Source organism: Mesorhizobium sp. B2-4-18, from assembly GCF_006441385.1.
In the GTDB taxonomy this organism is placed as follows: Bacteria; Pseudomonadota; Alphaproteobacteria; order Rhizobiales; family Rhizobiaceae; genus Mesorhizobium; species Mesorhizobium australicum.
Genome location: NZ_VFUW01000018.1, coordinates 37,182 through 55,179 on the forward strand (window position 1 = coordinate 37,182; position 17,998 = coordinate 55,179).

Annotated in this window: 14 protein-coding genes; 9 read left to right on the forward strand and 5 right to left on the reverse strand. The window is 64.8% G+C overall.

Features of this window, described 5'->3' with window-relative positions:
* Positions 1-8: 8 nt before the first annotated feature.
* From FJ527_RS28495 to FJ527_RS28510, 4 genes are all read left to right on the forward strand, one after another.
* Positions 9-3,653 carry a hypothetical protein gene (locus FJ527_RS28495; RefSeq protein WP_140824628.1) on the forward strand — a complete coding sequence of 1,215 codons (3,645 nt, stop codon included), beginning with the start codon at positions 9-11 and terminating at the stop codon, positions 3,651-3,653.
* A 220-nt stretch (positions 3,654-3,873) separates the two neighbouring features.
* A complete protein-coding gene (rpe, locus tag FJ527_RS28500) occupies positions 3,874-4,551 on the forward strand; it encodes a ribulose-phosphate 3-epimerase (protein ID WP_015314661.1) in 678 nt (225 codons plus the stop codon).
* 386 nt (positions 4,552-4,937) lie between these two features.
* The gene (locus FJ527_RS28505) at positions 4,938-5,675 is read left to right on the forward strand and encodes a GntR family transcriptional regulator (protein WP_140824629.1); all 738 of its coding nucleotides are present in this window, start codon (positions 4,938-4,940) and stop codon (positions 5,673-5,675) included.
* A gap of 155 nt (positions 5,676-5,830) precedes the next feature.
* Positions 5,831-7,357 (forward strand): malonyl-CoA synthase, encoded by a 1,527-nt coding sequence (locus FJ527_RS28510; protein ID WP_140824630.1) that lies wholly within the window; start codon positions 5,831-5,833, stop codon positions 7,355-7,357.
* Positions 7,358-7,390: 33 nt separating this feature from the next.
* On the opposite strand, the gene FJ527_RS28515 is transcribed toward FJ527_RS28510, so the two are convergent.
* The 5 genes from FJ527_RS28515 to FJ527_RS28535 are packed head-to-tail and all read right to left on the reverse strand — an operon-like array spanning position 7,391 to position 12,374.
* Positions 7,391-8,503: an NAD(P)/FAD-dependent oxidoreductase gene (locus tag FJ527_RS28515; RefSeq protein ID WP_140824631.1), complete on the reverse strand. Its 1,113-nt coding sequence runs from the start codon at positions 8,501-8,503 to the stop codon at positions 7,391-7,393.
* 10 nt (positions 8,504-8,513) lie between these two features.
* Positions 8,514-9,686: an N-acetylglucosamine-6-phosphate deacetylase gene (gene nagA, locus FJ527_RS28520; protein ID WP_140824632.1), complete on the reverse strand. Its 1,173-nt coding sequence runs from the start codon at positions 9,684-9,686 to the stop codon at positions 8,514-8,516.
* Positions 9,683-10,717, reverse strand: coding sequence for an SIS domain-containing protein (locus FJ527_RS28525; protein WP_140719424.1), 1,035 nt, complete (start codon positions 10,715-10,717; stop codon positions 9,683-9,685). The genes nagA and FJ527_RS28525 overlap by 4 nt, the downstream gene beginning before the upstream one ends.
* Complete coding sequence (locus FJ527_RS28530) at positions 10,714-11,496, reverse strand: GntR family transcriptional regulator (protein ID WP_140619779.1); 783 nt, start codon at positions 11,494-11,496, stop codon at positions 10,714-10,716. Before FJ527_RS28530 ends, FJ527_RS28525 begins: the two co-directional genes overlap by 4 nt.
* Positions 11,493-12,374 carry an N-acetylglucosamine kinase gene (locus tag FJ527_RS28535; protein ID WP_140711933.1) on the reverse strand — a complete coding sequence of 294 codons (882 nt, stop codon included), beginning with the start codon at positions 12,372-12,374 and terminating at the stop codon, positions 11,493-11,495. Before FJ527_RS28535 ends, FJ527_RS28530 begins: the two co-directional genes overlap by 4 nt.
* 198 nt (positions 12,375-12,572) lie before the next feature.
* Between FJ527_RS28535 and FJ527_RS28540 the strand changes: the two genes are divergently transcribed.
* The 5 genes from FJ527_RS28540 (at position 12,573) to FJ527_RS28560 (ending at position 17,970) form a co-directional block, all read left to right on the forward strand.
* Positions 12,573-13,481, forward strand: a complete 909-nt coding sequence (locus FJ527_RS28540; protein ID WP_140792345.1) for an N-acetylmuramic acid 6-phosphate etherase — start codon at positions 12,573-12,575, stop codon at positions 13,479-13,481.
* A gap of 159 nt (positions 13,482-13,640) precedes the next feature.
* The gene (locus FJ527_RS28545) at positions 13,641-14,900 is read left to right on the forward strand and encodes an ABC transporter substrate-binding protein (RefSeq protein WP_015314652.1); all 1,260 of its coding nucleotides are present in this window, start codon (positions 13,641-13,643) and stop codon (positions 14,898-14,900) included.
* A gap of 232 nt (positions 14,901-15,132) precedes the next feature.
* On the forward strand, positions 15,133-16,062 hold the full coding sequence (locus FJ527_RS28550; RefSeq protein ID WP_015314651.1) for a sugar ABC transporter permease: 930 nt from the start codon (positions 15,133-15,135) through the stop codon (positions 16,060-16,062).
* Between the two features lie 10 nt (positions 16,063-16,072).
* On the forward strand, positions 16,073-16,912 hold the full coding sequence (locus FJ527_RS28555; RefSeq protein ID WP_015314650.1) for a carbohydrate ABC transporter permease: 840 nt from the start codon (positions 16,073-16,075) through the stop codon (positions 16,910-16,912).
* On the forward strand, positions 16,909-17,970 hold the full coding sequence (locus FJ527_RS28560) for a Gfo/Idh/MocA family oxidoreductase (RefSeq protein WP_015314649.1): 1,062 nt from the start codon (positions 16,909-16,911) through the stop codon (positions 17,968-17,970). The genes FJ527_RS28555 and FJ527_RS28560 overlap by 4 nt, the downstream gene beginning before the upstream one ends.
* Positions 17,971-17,998 lie beyond the last annotated feature (28 nt).

The window sequence follows — 17,998 nt, forward strand, 5'->3', positions numbered from 1 at the left end:
AGGCAAAGATGAACAGTCTTGCCCCATCCCCGCTCGCGGCCAAATCCCCAAAAACCGTCATGGAGACGATCATGAAACCCCTGTCACTCGCCAGGCGCGGCGCGCGCTGGCTGATGGCGGCCGGGATCGCGGTCGCCCTTGCGCCCGCACTGCCGGCATCCGCCGCCCAGGCCGTCCAGGCTGTCACCAGCCAGGATGTGCAGCCGCTGCAGCTCGACAATCCGCGCATCATCAACCCGGAACCCGGACGTGTCGTGCCGTTCTTCACCAAGACCGGTGGCCAGCGCAGTTGCGACTATGTCTTCTATACCTTGACCTTCGGACTGCGCGGCAATCCGCAAGGCTTTGCCAATCCTGCCCTCGAGGCGGCGCTGAAGAAAGCCAAGCTCGACTTCAAGGACCAGCTTCCGCACGGTCTTTCGATCGTCAATGTGACAGTCTCCGGCGACGGCACCGATGCATCGGGTGGGGCCTTGCCGGGCGCTGTCGTAAGCAATTCGGCCGGCCCCAACGACACGGCAACGGTTTCCGATTTCCGGATTTCCGCCAGCGATCTCGATGGCTCGGGCGCACTGAACGAACGCGTCATCACCTTCCGCATCACCGCCAAGATCGACCACGCCGCGTTTCCAGCGCCGGTCAACGTCGACAACCAGGGCACGATCAAGGTCACCGGCGGCACCGGCGCGGGCACCATCATCCCGTCGCAGGATCCGGGCAAGCCGGACGACGGCAACATCGCGACCGGGGAAAAGACCTCGATCCGGATCGACCTCACCAAATGCGACAAGCAACCTCCACCTCCAACCGACCATGAGTGTTTCAAGGTCGAACGCGGCACGGTCGACTGCGTGCCCGGCGGTGGTGCCTTCATCTATCACATGCCTGTCGGCCCGGAGATGGGCGGCAAATGGGTGCAGGTGTCGACGACCTCGCCAGGCATCAGCATCATCCCCGACACCCAGAAGGTGCCGGCGGGCGGCGGCGTGCTCAACTGGAAGATCGTCGGCGCGTCACCCGGCGACGTCATCCACCTCATCGTCACCGGTATCGAGACCTATGCCGGACCGAAGGAGGGCTGGGGCCTGTGCTGCACGCAAACCATCGACATCGTCATCCCGCGTGACCAGAGGTGCCCACCCAGGGATAAGGAACCGGACCTCAAGGTCGAAAAGCATGCCGACGTCACACGCTGCACGATGGGCGGCGGCTGCGACTTCACCATCCGGGTCACCAATGTCGGCACAGCGCCTTACAACGGTAAGATCGTGCTCGACGAGGTGACGCTGCCGGCCGGCTCGACGCTGAGTTCAGGGCCCAATCCGCCCTGGGTCTGCGCGCCGGGAACCACCCCGATGACGTGCACCTACCCGGTGACCACGCTCGCTCCGGGAGCCTTTGTCGACCTCAAGCTCGGCTTCAAGCCGGCCGGAGGCTGGCAAGGCAGCGTGCTGCGCAACTGCGCCACCTACAATTACGGCGCCAGCGGCAAGCCGCTGTTCGGCAGCCAGGCCAATGACCGGGGCTGCGCGTCGATCCCGATCTGCCGGCGCGGCGACCGCAATCCGGATTGCCAGCCGCCGGTCGAGAAGAAGGTCGACCTGATCCTCAAGAAGCGTGCCCGCACCGAAATCTGCACCGCCGACGGTGTCTGCACCTTCATCATCGACATCATCAACAACGGCACATCGACCTACAATGGGCCGCTGACGGTGATCGACAACTACCCCGGCGGCGCGCCGGCGTCCTCCACCTTCGGGCCGAGCCCGCCCTGGACATGCGGTCCTAACGGCCCCGGCCAGTTCCGCTGCGACAATGCCGGCATCTCGCTGCCCGCGGGCGCCTCGACGCCGGTCTTCGTCAAGGCGGTCATGCCGGCCGGCTACCGGTCCGACACGGTCGAGAACTGCGCCGAGGTGAAGGCCATCCCCGGTGAGGTCGATCTCACCAACAACAAGGCCTGCGCCAAGGAACGCATCCGCCGTCCCAACAGCGGCCAGCCGGCCTTGCGCATCACCAAGGTGTGCAACGGTTCGCTGGCCGGCGCGGCGCTGGTGTCCTGCCGCATCACCGTCGCCAATGTCGGCACGGCTGCCCCCACCGGTCCGGTGCGGGTCAACGATGCCGCCACGCTGGTGTCGGGCGGAGCGCCTGTCCAGATCCAGACCGTAACCCCTGACGGCGCGGAATGGGCATGCGGACCGGTTCCGGCCAATGCGTTGTCGTGCCAGATACCAGGCGCCGTCATGACGCCCGGAACCTCCAGGCACTTCGACGTGACGGTTTCGGCCAATGGCGAATTCGAGAACTGCGCGCGGGGCTCCTATGGGCCGGCGCAGGGCGACGACGTCGTCTACCCGATCGGCCAGGCCTGCGCCAAGGGCGGCGGCTCCTCGACCATTCGTGTCGAGAAGACCGGCGACCGCGAATGCAGGCTGGGCCAGCCCTGCTCGTTCGACATTACCATCACCAATGACGGAACGAGCCCCTTCTCGGGCCCGGTCCGCATCGGCGATGCGATCGGCGTCGATGGGCTTGGCCGGCTGGAAGGCGTCGCGATCACTTCGATCGAGCCGCCCTTCGGCTGTTCGCCGGAACCGACGACCTTGCCGGCCTCCTGCATCGCCAACCTGACGCTCGGCGCCGGCGAAAGCCGCTCGCACCGTGTGACCGTGGTCATCCCCGACGATGGGCGTCTTGCCAACCTGCAGGGTAACGTCAACGGCCGGAACTGCGTTGGCGTGCTCTCTCCCGACACACGGGTGCAGGGCGGCGGCGACGTGCTGTCCAACGACGCGACCAACGTGCAGGGCGATCGCGGCAAGGCCTATGCGTGCCATCCCTTCATCATCACGCATGAGGTGAAGAACCAGTGCTCGCCGGGCTTCGTCATGAACGATGCCGGCCGCTGCGTCTGCCCGGAAGGCACCACCTTCCGCAACGGGCAATGCACCGGCGGCGGCACCAACCTTCTGCCGCAGCCACCGCCGCCGCGCTGCGTGCTGCTCGAAGGCCAGATCCGTACCGAGGACGGACGTTGCGTCTGCCCGCGCGGCACGGAGCTGCAGAACGGAAAATGCGTCGGGACCGACAAGCCCGAGCAGTGCACCATCCGTGGTCAGGTCCACAATGCGGACGGGGACTGTGTCTGCCCGCAAGGCACCGAGGTGCGAGACCGGGCCTGCCGGCCGATCAGGCCGAAGCCTGACCAGTGCACCATCCGTGGCCAGGTCCATGACTCCGACGGCAATTGCGTTTGTCCGAGGGGTACCGAGGTGCAAGGCAATGCCTGCCGGCGCAAGCAGCCGCGGTTGGAGCAGTGCGACATACGCGGCCAGGTCCACAACAAGCGCGGCGAATGCGTCTGTCCGCGTGGGACCGAGGTGATCGACGGCGCATGCCGCAAGCCCAGGCAAGAGAGCGAATGCGCGCCGGGCTCGCAGATGGTCAACGGCCAGTGCCAGCCGATCTTCACGCGGCACTGTCCGGAAGGCATGGTCGGGAGGTATCCGAACTGCCGGCCGATGCGCGGGCAGCCATCGCTGGAAATCGATCCGGGCCAGTTGCTGCAATTGCTGCCGCGGCGCAGGCAGCCGATCGACCAGCAGCAGGACCCGGTGCCAAACAGGGTGCTGAAGCTCCAGCAGCAGTAAGCACCTGCGCGACGCCGGACGAAAACCCGCTGGAGCAATCCGGCGGGTTTTTCTTCGTGATCCAGGCAGGCGGAGGTTGGCGGCGACAGGATCGGGAACGCCGCGACGTCACCCCTGCCTGTGGAACCGCTGTACTGGCGCCCTCGACAAGTCCCCGGGAGCGCTTTAGGCAGTCGGTACGCAGCGATCGTATCAAAAGGGTGCCCGGAAAGGCCGCGAGATGAGCAAAAAAACCTTGATCGCACCGTCGGTGCTGGCATCGGATTTCTCGAAGCTCGGTGACGAGGTCGAGGCGGTGGCGGCGGCCGGTGCCGACTGGATCCATCTCGACGTGATGGATGGGCATTTCGTGCCAAACATCACCTTCGGCCCGCCTGTCATCAAGGCGATCCGCAATCGCACCAAGGCCTTTTTCGACTGCCACCTGATGATCGCGCCCGCCGATCCCTACCTCGCCGCCTTCGCCGAAGCCGGTTGCGACGGCATGACGGTGCATGCCGAGGCCGGGCCGCATCTCGACCGCTCGCTGCAGACAATCAGGAACCTCGGCAAGAAGGCGGGCGTCTCGCTCAATCCGGCGACGCCGGAAACGGCGATCGAATATGTGCTCGACCGGCTCGACCTGATCCTCATCATGACCGTCAATCCGGGTTTCGGCGGGCAGGCCTTCATCCCGGCGATGGTCGACAAGGTGAGAAGGATCAAGGCGCTGATCGGTGACCGGCCGATCCGCATCGAGATCGATGGAGGCGTCTCGCCGGAAACCGCCCCCTTGGTCACCGCTGCCGGCGCCGACGTGCTGGTGGCCGGTGCTGCCATCTTCAGGGGTGGCAGCGTCGAGGCCTACCGCGCCAATATCGAAGCGATCAGGGCGGCGGCCGACAAGGCCGCCGGCTGACACAGCGCGGTCATCCGGCGCCAATTGATACGGATCGGCATCGTCGGAAGGGCATGGTCTGCCGCACATCCGAATCAGGCCGCGCGGCGATCTGATTCGGGCCGTCGCCCGCTGTCTTTGCGCGCGACAGAAAAGATGCTCGCATGGGGGCACAAGAAACAGATCATCCTGCGTGCATACAAAACACGTTAAACTTCTGCTGGTTGTAGAAATATTCGAATTCTCGCGATCGGCTCCGCGGATCGGGTATATTCCATTGGTCTAAAGTACAATTGCGCGATCTTCTGCTTGAGTGCCGGAAGCGTCGCGCTATATGATACAAGTACGGAGAAAGAATTTCGGACTCGAATTGCCCAAGACGACAGTAAGGGGACAAGGAGTCGCTTTTGACATACGGAGCTGCCAATCTGAACGACGACGGCACGGGAGCCAAGAGCACGCTTGCCAGCACGGTCTATCATCAATTGCGTGATGATCTTCTGGGCGGCGCTCTGGAAGCCGAAAGCAAGCTGCGCGTCGAGTGGGTCGTTTCCAAGTATGGCGCCGGTGCCTCCCCTGTTCGCGAAGCCCTCAATCGCCTTGCCTCCGAAGGTCTCCTTGGCCGCCATGACCAGCGTGGCTTTTTCATCATGCCGGTCAGCGCGACGGAACTCGAGGAACTGACGCGCACGCGCTGCTGGCTCGAGGAGCGGGCGCTGCGCGAATCCATTGCCCACCGCACCGCCGAATGGGAAGAACAATTGGTGCTGGCGCTGCATCGCCTGGGGCGGGCCTCACGGCTTTCACCGCAAAGTAGCTCGTCGCTCAATCCGGAGTGGGAGAAAGTGCATCGCACTTTCCATCGGGTGCTGATCTCGGCGTGCCGGTCGCACTGGCTGGTTGGTTTCTGCGACCAGCTTTCCGATCACGCCTACCGCTACAGGCAAATGGCCAATGACGGGGAGAGCATCCAGCGCGACGATTTCGCCGAACACCGGCTGATTGCTGAAAATGCGCTGGACGGCAATGCGGATGGTGCCGTCCAGGCCCTGATCGATCACTACCAGCTGACCGCCGCCATGTGCATGGAACGCTTCAGGCAAGGCGAGGCACCCGCCGGTCCGGGTAAGCGCGCCCAGCGTTGACGGCTGTTTGGTCGGCGCCCTCTGCCGTCCCATCCCTCGGACCTTTTCGGTGGACGCCGGGCAGCCGGCTGCGGCCTTGACGGCAGGGCTGGGAAACGCGAACTCTTCGTCGCGTGCCGCCCGAGATCGCGGCCGGCGTCACCTGGGAAGATTTCATGAGCAATCATCTGTTCGATGCGTTCCGGTCCCGGATGCCGGCGCCTGGGCGTCTGTTGATGGAAACCGATGATGGACGCTCGCTCACCTATGGCGACATGCTGGCACGGTCGGCGCAGCTTGCGCATGCGCTCCTGCAAATGGATGTCGCGCCCGGCGACCGGGTTGCCGTGCAGGTCGAGAAGAGCCCGGAGATGGTTTTGCTTTATCTCGCCTGCTTGCGCGCCGGCGCCGTCTTCCTGCCGCTCAACACCGCCTATACGCTGGCCGAGCTCGGCTATTTCTTTGGGGATGCCGCACCTCGGGTGATCGTCTGCGATCCGGCACGGTCGGCGGACATCCGTGGGATGGTCGAGCCGTCCGGTGCCGTCGTGGTCACACTGGACCGCGGTGGCCAGGGATCCCTCGCGGACCAGGCATCGCGTCAGTCTTCCGAGTTCCACGATGTGGAGCGCGGCGCGGACGACCTTGCGGCGATCCTCTACACGTCGGGAACGACCGGCCGTTCGAAAGGCGCCATGCTCAGCCACGAGAATCTCGCCTCGAACGCACGGGTGCTGGTCGAGCAATGGCGTTTCACCAGGGATGACGTGCTGATCCACGCACTGCCGATTTTCCACACGCACGGCCTGTTCGTCGCCACAAACGTCACCCTGATGGCCGGCGCCTCGATGCTGTTCGAGCAGAAATTCGACGCGGGCCGCATCGTCTCGCTGCTGCCGCGCGCCACCGCGCTGATGGGCGTGCCGACCTTCTACACCAGGCTGCTGCAGCAGGACGGGCTGGATCGCGAGGCGGCGAAAAACATCCGGCTGTTCGTGTCTGGTTCGGCGCCGCTGCTGGCCGAAACGCACAAGGCATGGCGTGAGCGCACCGGCCACGCCATCCTCGAGCGCTATGGCATGACCGAGACCAACATGAACACCTCCAACCCCTATGAGGGCGAGCGGCGCGCCGGCACGGTCGGCTTTCCCTTGCCCGGCGTGTCACTGCGCATCGCCGATCCCGATTCCGGCAAGCCGCTCGCCCAGGGCGAGGTCGGCATGATCGAGGTCAAGGGTCCGAACGTGTTCGGCGGCTACTGGCGCATGCCGGAAAAGACCAAGGCGGAATTCCGCGCCGACGGCTTCTTCATCACCGGCGACCTCGGCATGATCGACGCCGACGGCTATGTCCACATTGTCGGTCGCGGCAAGGACCTGATCATCTCAGGCGGCTACAACGTCTATCCGAAGGAACTCGAAAGCGAGATCGATGCGCTCGACGGCGTCCTGGAAAGCGCCGTCATCGGCCTTGCCCATCCGGACTTCGGCGAAGGCGTCACTGCGGTCGTCGTGCGCTCGCCCGCGTCGCGGATCAGCGCGGCCGAAATTCTCGACGCCATCACCGGCCGCATGGCGAAGTACAAGCATCCCAAACGGGTGATCTTCGTCGACGACCTGCCGCGCAACACGATGGGCAAGGTGCAGAAGAACCTTTTGCGCGACAGCTACAAGGATCTCTATATCTCAAATAAAGCCGGCTAAGCAGATGTCGCGCTCCGGCGCGCGAACGCTGGCTCAGGTCGGGTACAACAGTTCGGCGACATGGTCGGCGATGGCCAGGCTCGCCGTCAGGCCGGGGCTCTCGATGCCGAATAGATTGACGATCCGGCCCGCGCCATGATCGGCCGGTCCCTGAATCACGAAGTCCGCCGCTGGCTGTCCGGGGCCCGAAAGCTTCGGCCGGATGCCGGCATAGGCCGGCTGCAGCGCGCCATTGGCCAGGTCGGGCCAATAGCGGCGGATCGCCTCGTAGAAGACGGCGCTTCGGCCAGGGTCGACGGTGTAATCCACGCCGTCGATCCATTCGACGTCGGGGCCAAAGCGCGCATTGCCGGCGAGGTCGAGCGTCAGGTGGACGCCGAGGCCCCCTTCGACTGGAACCGGATAGATCAGCCGCGAAAACGGCGACCGCCCCGGAAGCGCGAAATAATTGCCGCGCGCCAGCCACTGCCGGGGGACGAGATCCCTTGGGAAACCCTCGATCCGACTGGCCACGGCCTGCGCATCGAGGCCGGCTGCATTGACGAAAGCGCTGGCCTCCACGGCAAAGGTCTCGCCATTGGCGTCGCGCGTGTCGATCCGGATCCCATCGGCTTCGATCGCCGCCCCGGCAACGCAGGTGAGGAAAGCGAAGGACGCGCCTGCGGCTTCAGCGTCACCGCGCAGCGAAAGCATCAGCGCGTGGCTGTCGATAATGCCCGTCGATGGCGACAGCAGCGCGCCGGCGCATCTCAGCGCCGGCTCCAGGTTTTCGGCCTCGGCGCGTGTCAAAAGCGCGAGATCGTCGACCCCACTGCGTTTCGCATTGGCCTCGATCGCCCGCAGCCCGTCCGTCTGGCCGGGTTCGCTGGCGACGATCAGCTTGCCGGCGCGGCGATGGCCGACAGTGTGTTCGGCGCAGTAAGCATAGAGCTGCCGGCGCCCTTCGACGCACAGCCGGGCCTTCAGGCTGCCGGGCGCATAATAGAGCCCGGCATGGATGACTTCGGAATTGCGCGAGCTGGTGACGGTGCCGATCGCGTCGGCCTTTTCGATCACCACCACCTCGCGGCCCGACAAGGCAAGTGCCCTGGCGACGGCAAGCCCGACGACGCCTGCTCCGGCGACGACACAATCGATTGTCTGCATGGCCTCGCTCTCAGCGCGGAGCGGCAGCCTCGAACACCTTGTCGCCGCCGATCCAGACGCTTCCTATGTCAAGATTGTCCGACAGCGCAACGATGTCCGCCGCCGTGCCATTGGCGAAGCGGCCAAGCCGGTGCGACTGGCCGATCGCCTGGGCCGGGTAGAGCGAGGCCATGCGCAAGACTTCGGAAAGCTCGAGCCCGACAGTGCGGTGCATGAACCGGATGGCCGAGATCATGTCGAGGTCGGCACCGGCCAGCGTCCCGTCGGCAAGCCTGAGGCTGCCATCCCTGCGGTAGATGGTGCGGCCGTTGAGCGTGAACGAACTCATCTCGGTGCCGATCGTCGCCATCGCGTCGGTAACCAGCACGATCCTGCCCGGTCCCTGCTTGGCGTCGAGCGCGATCCTGATCGTGGCGGGGTGGACATGGATACCGTCGGCGATCAGCCCCGCCGACAAGGTGCCGATGTCGATGGCGGCGCCCGCCAGCCCGGGCTCGCGGTTGCCGATCTGGCTCATCGCGTTGAACAGGTGGGTGACCACGCTGGCGCCGGCCTCGGCGAAGGCTTTAGCCGTGGCATGGCCCGTGTCGGAATGGCCGAGGCTGACGATGATCCCGGCCTTGGCCAAGGCCTTGACGCGGGCAGGATCGACGGATTCCGGCGCGATCGTGGTGAGCAGCACCGGCAGCTTCTGGCGCGCCGCGATCAGCATGGCCTGGTCGGCGTCCGTCATCGGCCGGATCAGCGCCGGATCATGCGCACCCTTGCGGGCAATCGACAGATGCGGACCTTCCAGGTGCAGGCCGAGGAAACCCGGCACTTTTTGCAGCGCTGCCGCTTCGCCGGCGGCAATCGCGGCGGCCGTGATTGCGGGCGTGTCGGTGATCAGCGTCGGCAGCAGCGCCGTCGTGCCGAATGGCGCATGCGCGCGGCAGATGGTTTCGATCGAGGCGACATCGGGATGATCGTTGAGCATCACACCGCCGCCGCCATTGACCTGGATGTCGACGAAGCCCGGCACCAGCATGCCGCCGCCGGTGTCGACGGCACGGATATCCCGGGGCAGCGCGCCTTGCGGCAGCATGGCCTCGACGAGGCCGTCGCGCACAACAAGGGCCGCGCCTTCATGCCAGTCGTCGCCGTCGAAGATGCGGGCGCCGGTCAGGGCAAAACGGTCGCTCATACGGTCTCCGTCACCTTGCGAAGGTTGCGCGGCGCGTCCGGATCGAGGCCGCGATGGCGGGCAAAGGCCTCGACGAACATGTAGAAGGAAACGATCAGCGTCAGCGGATCGGTCAGCGGGTGACCGGTGGCGACATGCGGCAGGCGCGTGGCGCGATTGGCGAGCGCCGAAGTGACGAAAACCGGCGCGCCCTTGGCCGCCAGGCTGTCGGCGGCTTCGGCGACCGAGGGCTCGGACGCGTCGCGAGCGGCCAGCGCCAGCACCGGAAAGTCGGGGCCGATCAGCGCCAGCGGGCCATGCATGACTTCGGCCGCGCTATAAGCCTCGGCATGCATGCCGCAGGTCTCCTTGAACTTCAGCGCCGCCTCGTTTGCCATCGCCGCCGACGGACCGCGGCCGAGAATGAACAGCGACTTCTGCTTCTCGATCGTCTCGGCCAGCACGCTCATCCAGTCGCAGGCGATCGCCTTGCCGAAATGCTCGGGCAGGCGGGCCAGGGCCGCGAGAAGCGCGTCGTCCCCGGTCGAATGCGCCATGAGGGCAAGACCGGCAACGGCGGAATTGATGAAGGTCTTGGTTGCCGCGACGCTGCGTTCCGGCCCGGCGAGTATGTCTATCGCATAGTCCGAGGCGCGCGCGAGCGGCGAATCGGCGGTGTTGGTGACGGCAATGGTCAGCGCGCCGCCGGCCCGTGCGGTTTCGGCCATCGCGACGATGTCGGGGCTCTTGCCCGACTGCGAGATCGCCAGGCAGGCCGAGCCGTCAAGCCGGAGCTTGCGACCATAGATCGAGGCGATCGACGGTCCGACCGAGGCGACGGCAAGGCCCGCGGTCAATTCGACGGCATATTTCATGAAGGTGGCGGCATGATCGGACGAGCCTCGCGCCACGGTGACGACGAAATGCGGGTCGCGCTCCTTGATGCCGCGCCCTGCTTCGGCCAGCACGGCACCGGAGCCGTCGAGCAGGCGGGCGACGGCTTGCGGGATCTCCTCGATCTCGCGCTGCATATGCGTGGTGTTGGCAATCATGATCGGCCCTCTTCACTCGGCCCTGTCAGCCGCAGTTCGGCGACGAAATCATAGGCGTCGCCCCGGTAAATGGAGCGGGTGAACTCGATCACCTTGCCGCTCGCCAGGTAGGAAATACGCTCGATATGCAGGCCGGCAATGCCCGGCGGCACTTCGAGCAGGCGCGCATCGCCCTCGCCGAGATTGGCGGCGGAGATGCGCTGCACCGCGCGCACCGGCCTGTTGCCGGTCAATTCCAGCGCCGCGTAGAGCGAGGAGCCAATTCCAGCCGGGTCCGGCAGCACGCTGGCCGATAGCGAAGCGCGTTCGATCGCCAGCGGCGTGTCGTTGGCGATGCGCAGGCGCGCCACGCGCGCCACCAGTTCGCTCGACGACAGGCCAAGCACCATCATCTCGTCGGGCGAGGGCGCGTAGAGGCCGCGGTCGAGCCAGGCCGAGCGCACCGCCATGCCGCGCCGCGCCATGTCTTCGGTGAAGGAGGTCAGCCGCGACAGCGACTGCTCGACGCGCTCCATGCGCGGCGCCACGAAGGTGCCCGAGCCATGGCGCTGCACCAATATGCCGCCCTTGACCAGGTCTTGCACCGCCTTGCGCACGGTGACGCGCGAAATGTCGGCCTTGGTGGCGATGTCGCGCTCGGAAGGCAGCGCGTCGCCCGGGCCGATCAGGCCGCGATTGACGGCGTCCTCGATGCTTTTCCTGAGCTGCAGGTAAAGCGGCGCGCCGCTTTGCGAGGATTGTTTGAGCGTGGCGAAGATCTGGTCGGCGGCATCGCTCATCGCGCAGCCTCCGCGCGCCCAGCGAAAAGGCGTGCCGCCATCTGCACGGCACCGCCTAGCGCATCGTCGAGCGGTTCCTTCAGCAGGGCGCGGTAGCGCGCCGACAGGCGCGGCGCATAGAGCGGCGCCAGCCCGCCGAGCAGGCAGAGCGGTGCTCCGGCGGCGAGGTCGAGCGCGCCAAGCGAGGCCTCGACATCGGCGACCGCCTTGTCGAGGATCCAGTTGGCGACAATGTCGCCTTTTTGCGCGTGCTCGAACACTTTCGGCGCGAAGCCGCCAAAATCGCCGGGCTTGGCGTTGGTGGTGAACTCGACGACGTCCTCGGGATTGTTGCGGAAAACGGCCATCATGCTGTCGGTCAGCGGCGAGGCCTGGCGCACGCCATCATGCGCGAGCAGGGTCTGCTCCAGCAGGTCGCGGCCGATGCGGGCGCCGCTGCCCTGGTCGCCGACCTGGAATCCCCAGCCGCCGATGGCGCGCGATTTGCCATCCCTGCGCGCCATATAGGCGGTGCCGGTGCCCAGGATCGCCATCGCGCCGTCACCGGAACCGACCGCGCCTTCGAGCGCGATCTCCGCATCGGTCTCCACGCGGCTGGTGCTGAACGGCAGGATCGCCTCGAGCTGCTGCCGGTAAGTGCCGACATTGGCGCCGGCAAGGCCGAGGATGGCGGGTGTTTGCGGGATCAGGTCCGGATCTTGCCCGGCGGCGATGAAAGCCTGCCGCGCCGCATCGACGATGTTCGAGCGGGCGCCGGTGAGATCGGTGCGGATGTTGGCGGCGCCGCTTTTGGCGCGGCCGACAACAGCGCCGTCCGCCGTTGCCAGTGCGGCCCTGCAGCTGGTGCCGCCGCCATCGATACCGAGCACGAATTTCACGCGATTTCTCCTCCGGCAGGATAATACCAATAAAATACCAATAGCCAAGAGTTAATTTCCGTTTCAAAAGATTAAGCCGTATTTTATTGAAAAGCTTTCGCAATTCGTCGGCTTAGCGATTTCCTGACTGCGAATTCGTTAATGCATGTGGACAAGTGGTATTTTTTTGGTATTGTTTTGTGGATCGGAGGAACTGGGATGGCCGAAACGCGCACCGAAGCGCTGCATGGGAATGCCGAGGGGCTGGATATCCAGGCTCCCGAAGTCATCCTTGCTTCGCTGGCCGATGCGCAGGTCGAGGCCGCCAAAGCGGTCCGCAACGCCATTCCCTCCATCGCCAGGGCAGCCGAGATCATTGCCGGCCGCCTGAGCGGCGGCGGCAAGCTTGCCTATGCCGCGGCCGGCAGCTCCGGCCTGATGGCGCTGGCCGATGCGCTGGAATTGCCGGGCACGTTCGGCATCCAGCGCGACCGCATCGCCATCCTGATCGCCGGCGGCGACGACGCCTTGAGGACACTGGCCGGCGGGCCCGAGGACGACGCCGAGGAGGCCACGACGGCGGTTGCCAATGCGGGTGTCGGCGTGGGCGATTGCCTGATCGCCCTCTCCGCCAGCGGCACGACGCCCTATGCGGTGGGCGCCATCGAGGAGGCGCGGCGCCGGGGAGCCGCCACCATCGGCATCGCCAACAACAGGGGTTCGGCTCTGCTCCAGCAGGCCGACACCGCCATCCTGCTCGAGACACCGCCGGAAGTGATCGCCGGCTCGACCCGCATGGGCGCCGGAACGGCGCAGAAGATCGCGCTCAACATGCTGTCGACGCTGACCGCCGTTCATCTTGGCCATGTCCATGACGGTTACATGGTCAACCTCATGGCCGATAACATGAAGCTGCGCGACCGGGCGGCGCGCATCGTCGCCGCCGTCAGCGGCCGCGGCCAGGAAGAGGCCGCCAGCCTGCTCGAAAAGAGCGGCGGCGCGGTCAAGACAGCCATTCTGCTCGCCGCCGGCGCCGACAGCGCCGATGCGGCGCGCAAGATACTGGAACGGACAGGCCAGAAGCTGCGGCCAGCCCTTTCCGTGCTGGGGCATGATCCCGAGAAGTGAAAACCGCTTTTCGGAAAAGATCATGCTCGAACAAAGAAATAGGCCAGTTTCATTCCCGATTCCCATCGGGGTGAAACGGGCTTGCGAGGGGAACAAGGGCTCCAAAGCCTAGGTTCTCATCAAAACCGAACCTGAAAAAGGTCAACAGGGAGACTGAGCATGACAACGAAACTACTGACGGCACTGCTTCTGGGCACCAGCATTCTCGGCTCGGCCGGATTGGCTCACGCCGAGGACGTAACGCTCAACATCGAAAGCTGGCGCGGCGACGACCTTGCCATCTGGAAGGATAAGCTGATCCCGGCCTTCGAAGCCAAGAACCCCGGCATCAAGGTGGTGTTCGCCCCATCGGCCCCGACCGAATATGACGCCGCCCTCGGCGCCAAGCTCGCCGCCGGTTCGGCGGGCGACCTGATCACCTGCCGCCCGTTCGACAAGTCGCTCGAACTGTTCAAGAAGGGCAACCTTGCCGACCTCTCGGCGCTGCCCGGCATGGAAAACTTCTCGCCGGTCGCCAAGTCCGCCTGGCAGACCGATGACGGCAAGGCGAGCTTCTGCGTGCCGATGGCATCCGTCATCCACGGCTTCATCTACAACAAGGACGCCTTCGACAAGCTCGGCATAAAGGTGCCCCAGACCCGTGACGAGTTCTTCGCCGCGCTCGACAAGATCAAGGCCGACGGCACCTATATCCCGATGGCGATGGGCACCAAGGACCTCTGGGAAGCCGCGACCATGGGCTACCAGAACATCGGCCCCAACTACTGGAAGGGCGAGGACGGCCGCAAGGCGCTGATCAAGGGCGATCAGAAGCTGACCGACAAGGACTGGGTCGCGCCGTATGAGGAACTGGCCAAGTGGAAGCCTTACCTGGGCGACGGCTTCGAGGCCCAGACCTATCCGGACAGCCAGAACCTGTTCACGCTCGGCCGCGCCGCCATCTACCCGGCCGGCTCGTGGGAAATCGGCCTGTTCAACACCCAGGCCCAGTTCAAGATGGGCGCCTTCCCGCCGCCGGTCGAGAAGGCCGGCGACACCTGCTACATCTCCGACCATACCGATATCGGCATGGGCCTGAACGCAGCCTCCAAGCACGCGGACGCGGCCAAGACCTTCCTGTCCTGGGTGGCCTCGCCTGATTTCGCCACCATCTACGCCAACGCGCTGCCGGGCTTCTTCAGCCTGAACTCCTCGCCGGTGAAGATGGAAGACCCGCTGGCGCAGGAATTCGTCTCCTGGCGCGGCAAGTGCAAGTCGACGATCCGCTCGACCTACCAGATCCTGTCGCGCGGCACGCCGAACCTCGAAAACGAGACCTGGGTTGAATCGGCCAACGTCATCAACGGCACCGATACGCCCGAAGCCGCGGCCAAGAAGCTGCAGACCGGTCTCGACAGCTGGTATAAGCCGGCCAAGTAAGAGCTCAGGCAACGGAGCCGGCTGGGCGCATGCCCGGCCGGTTCCGGATTATCCTGTTTTCATATCGCGATTGTCGGCTCTGCCTCACGGCCTTACCCTTGCTATTGTTGGGGAAGGCTGGCTGATCAGTCGCAGGCCTTTGTCTTGCCGCACCGGGCAAGGTTGGGCCATGCATCGAGGCATCATCTAGCATCACATCGTCTGGAACCGAGAGACGGCGGGGACCGAACTCATGGCCGCACAAACACGACCCAAAAGACCATTCCGCTGGCATATCGCCGTCTTCCTGGCGCCGGCGGTGCTCGTCTATACGGCGATCATGATCCTGCCGCTCGCCGGCACGCTGCAGCTCTCGCTGTTCCGCAATGTCGACCAGTCCCAGATCTTCGTCGGCCTGGACAATTTCCGCACCCTGTTCGGCGATCCCAACTGGTCGGTCAATTTCTGGAATGCGTTGCGCAACAATGTCTGGTTCTTCATCATCCACATGCTGGTGCAGAACCCGGTCGGCGTGCTGTTGGCGGCAATTCTCTCCAGCCCCAGGCTGCGGTTCGCCGCCTTCTACCGCACCGCGATCTTCGTGCCGACCATCCTGTCCTTCGTCATCGTCGGCTTTGCCTGGAAGCTGATCCTGTCGCCGCTATGGGGCGTGGCGCCGCATCTGCTCGACTTCGTCGGCCTGAAAAGCCTGTTCACGCCCTGGCTCGGCAAGGAGCAGTACGCGCTGACCGCGCTCAGCCTGATCTCGGTGTGGCAATTCATCGGCATTCCGATGATGCTGATCTATGCCGCGCTGCTGTCGATTCCCGAAGAGGTGATCGAGGCGGCCGAATGCGATGGCATCACCGGCCTGTCGCAGTTCTGGAAGATCAAGCTGCCGCTGATCCTGCCGTCGATCGGCATCATCTCGATCCTCACCTTCGTCGGCAACTTCAACGCCTTCGACCTGATCTACACCGCTCAAGGGGCTCTCGCCGGTCCGAACTATTCGACCGATATTCTCGGCACCTTCCTCTACCGCGCCTTCTTCGGCTTCCAGCTGCAGGTCGGCGATCCCAACATGGGCGCGACCATCGCCACGATCATGTTCCTGATCATCCTGGGCGGTGTCTGCGTCTACCTCTTCCTCATCCAGACGCGCCTGCGTCGCTACCAGTTCTGAGGGGACGGAGATGAGCATCGCCACCCGTTCAATGCCCCGCACCATCGGCGCCCACGCGATCCTGTTGACCTACACGGCGATCGCACTGTTTCCGGTGATCCTGGTCATCATGAATTCGTTCAAGTCCCGCGCTGGCATCTTCGGCGCGCCGCTGACGCCGCCGACGCCAAAGACCTTCGACCTGATCGGCTACACCACGGTGATCGGCCAGGGCGACTTCATCCACTATTTCCAGAACAGTCTCGTCGTCACCGTCGGCTCGCTGTTCTTCGTGCTTCTGTTCGGCGCCATGGCCGCGTTCGCGCTGTCGGAATATCGCTTCCGCGGCAACACGATGATGGGGCTTTATTTGGCGCTCGGCATCATGATCCCGATCCGCCTCGCCACCGTCGCCATCCTGCAATTGATGGTGGCGAGCGGGCTGGTCAACACGCTGACGGCGCTGATCCTGGTCTACACCGCGCAAGGCCTGCCGCTCGCCGTCTTCATCCTGTCCGAATTCATGAAGCAGGTGTCCGACGATCTGAAGAACGCCGGCCGCATCGACGGGCTGTCGGAATACACCATCTTCTTCCGGCTGGTCGTGCCGCTGGTGCGGCCGTCGATGGCAACCGTCGCCGTCTTCACCATGATCCCGATCTGGAACGATCTGTGGTTCCCGCTGATCCTGGCGCCGTCGGAAGAGACCAAGACGGTGACGCTCGGCGCCCAGCTTTTCCTCGGCCAGTTCGTCACCAACTGGAACGCCATCCTGGCGGCACTGTCGCTGGCGATCCTGCCGGTGCTGGTCCTCTATGTCATCTTCTCGCGGCAGCTGATCCGCGGCATCACGTCGGGAGCCGTCAAGTGAGTTCGCAAAAACCCCTTCGCGTTGTCGTCGCCGGCCTAGGCAATATGGGCCGCAGCCATGCGCTGGCCTATCACACCAATCCAGGTTTTCAGATCGCCGCGCTGGTCAACCGCTCCGACGTGCCTTTGCCTGGGGGGCTGTCCGGCTATGGCATCAGGCGTTCGTTCGATGACGCCCTGCGCGACGAAAAGCCCGACGTCGCCTGCGTCGCCACCTATTCCGACAGCCATGCCGACTATGCGGTGAAAGCGTTCGAGGCCGGCTGCCATGTCTTCGTCGAAAAGCCGCTGGCAACGACGGTGGCCGATGCCAGGCGCGTCGTCGCGGCAGCCAAGGCCAACGGCCGAAAGCTGGTGATCGGCTATATCCTGCGCCACCACCCGTCCTGGATCCGGTTGATCGCCGAAGCGCGCAAGCTCGGCGGTCCCTACGTGTTCCGCATGAACCTCAACCAGCAATCCTCGGGCCATACCTGGGAGACGCACAAGCAGCTGATGCAGACGACATCGCCGATCGTCGATTGCGGCGTGCATTATCTCGACGTCATGCTGCAGATCACCGATGCCAGGCCGGTCGAGGTGCGCGGGATGGGCGTGCGACTGACCGAGGAGGTCGCACCGTCCATGTACAATTATGGCCATCTGCAGGTGCTGTTCGATGACGGTTCGGTCGGCTGGTACGAGGCCGGCTGGGGCCCGATGATTTCGGAAACCGCCTTCTTCGTGAAGGACGTGATTTCGCCCAAGGGCTGCGTGTCGATCGTCATGAAGGAGGGCGTGAAGTCCGACGACATCGACACCCACACCAAGACCTCGACCATCCGCCTGCACAGCGCCGCGACCGGCACGGACGGCAAGTTCCTAAAGGCGGACGAGATGTTGTCGATGGAAGGCGAACCCGGCCATCAGGATCTCTGCGATCTCGAACAGGCATTTGTCCTCAAGGCGATCCGCGAGGATATCGATCTCACCAGACATATGGACGACGCCGTGCGGTCGCTCGCCGTCTGCCTTGCCGCCGACGAGAGCGTGCGCGGCGGAAAGGCGGTGCGACTGTGATCAGGCTGTCGTCGTCCGCGCCTTACGG

Coding starts and splice junctions, on each gene's coding strand:
- FJ527_RS28495 (WP_140824628.1), top strand. CDS start 9: ATGAACAGTCTTGCCCCATCCCCGCTCGCGGCCAAATCCCCAAAAACC.
- rpe (WP_015314661.1), top strand. CDS start 3,874: ATGAGCAAAAAAACCTTGATCGCACCGTCGGTGCTGGCATCGGATTTC.
- FJ527_RS28510 (WP_140824630.1), top strand. CDS start 5,831: ATGAGCAATCATCTGTTCGATGCGTTCCGGTCCCGGATGCCGGCGCCT.
- FJ527_RS28515 (WP_140824631.1), bottom strand. CDS start 8,503: ATGCAGACAATCGATTGTGTCGTCGCCGGAGCAGGCGTCGTCGGGCTT.
- nagA (WP_140824632.1), bottom strand. CDS start 9,686: ATGAGCGACCGTTTTGCCCTGACCGGCGCCCGCATCTTCGACGGCGAC.
- FJ527_RS28525 (WP_140719424.1), bottom strand. CDS start 10,717: ATGATTGCCAACACCACGCATATGCAGCGCGAGATCGAGGAGATCCCG.
- FJ527_RS28530 (WP_140619779.1), bottom strand. CDS start 11,496: ATGAGCGATGCCGCCGACCAGATCTTCGCCACGCTCAAACAATCCTCG.
- FJ527_RS28540 (WP_140792345.1), top strand. CDS start 12,573: ATGGCCGAAACGCGCACCGAAGCGCTGCATGGGAATGCCGAGGGGCTG.
- FJ527_RS28545 (WP_015314652.1), top strand. CDS start 13,641: ATGACAACGAAACTACTGACGGCACTGCTTCTGGGCACCAGCATTCTC.
- FJ527_RS28550 (WP_015314651.1), top strand. CDS start 15,133: ATGGCCGCACAAACACGACCCAAAAGACCATTCCGCTGGCATATCGCC.
- FJ527_RS28555 (WP_015314650.1), top strand. CDS start 16,073: ATGAGCATCGCCACCCGTTCAATGCCCCGCACCATCGGCGCCCACGCG.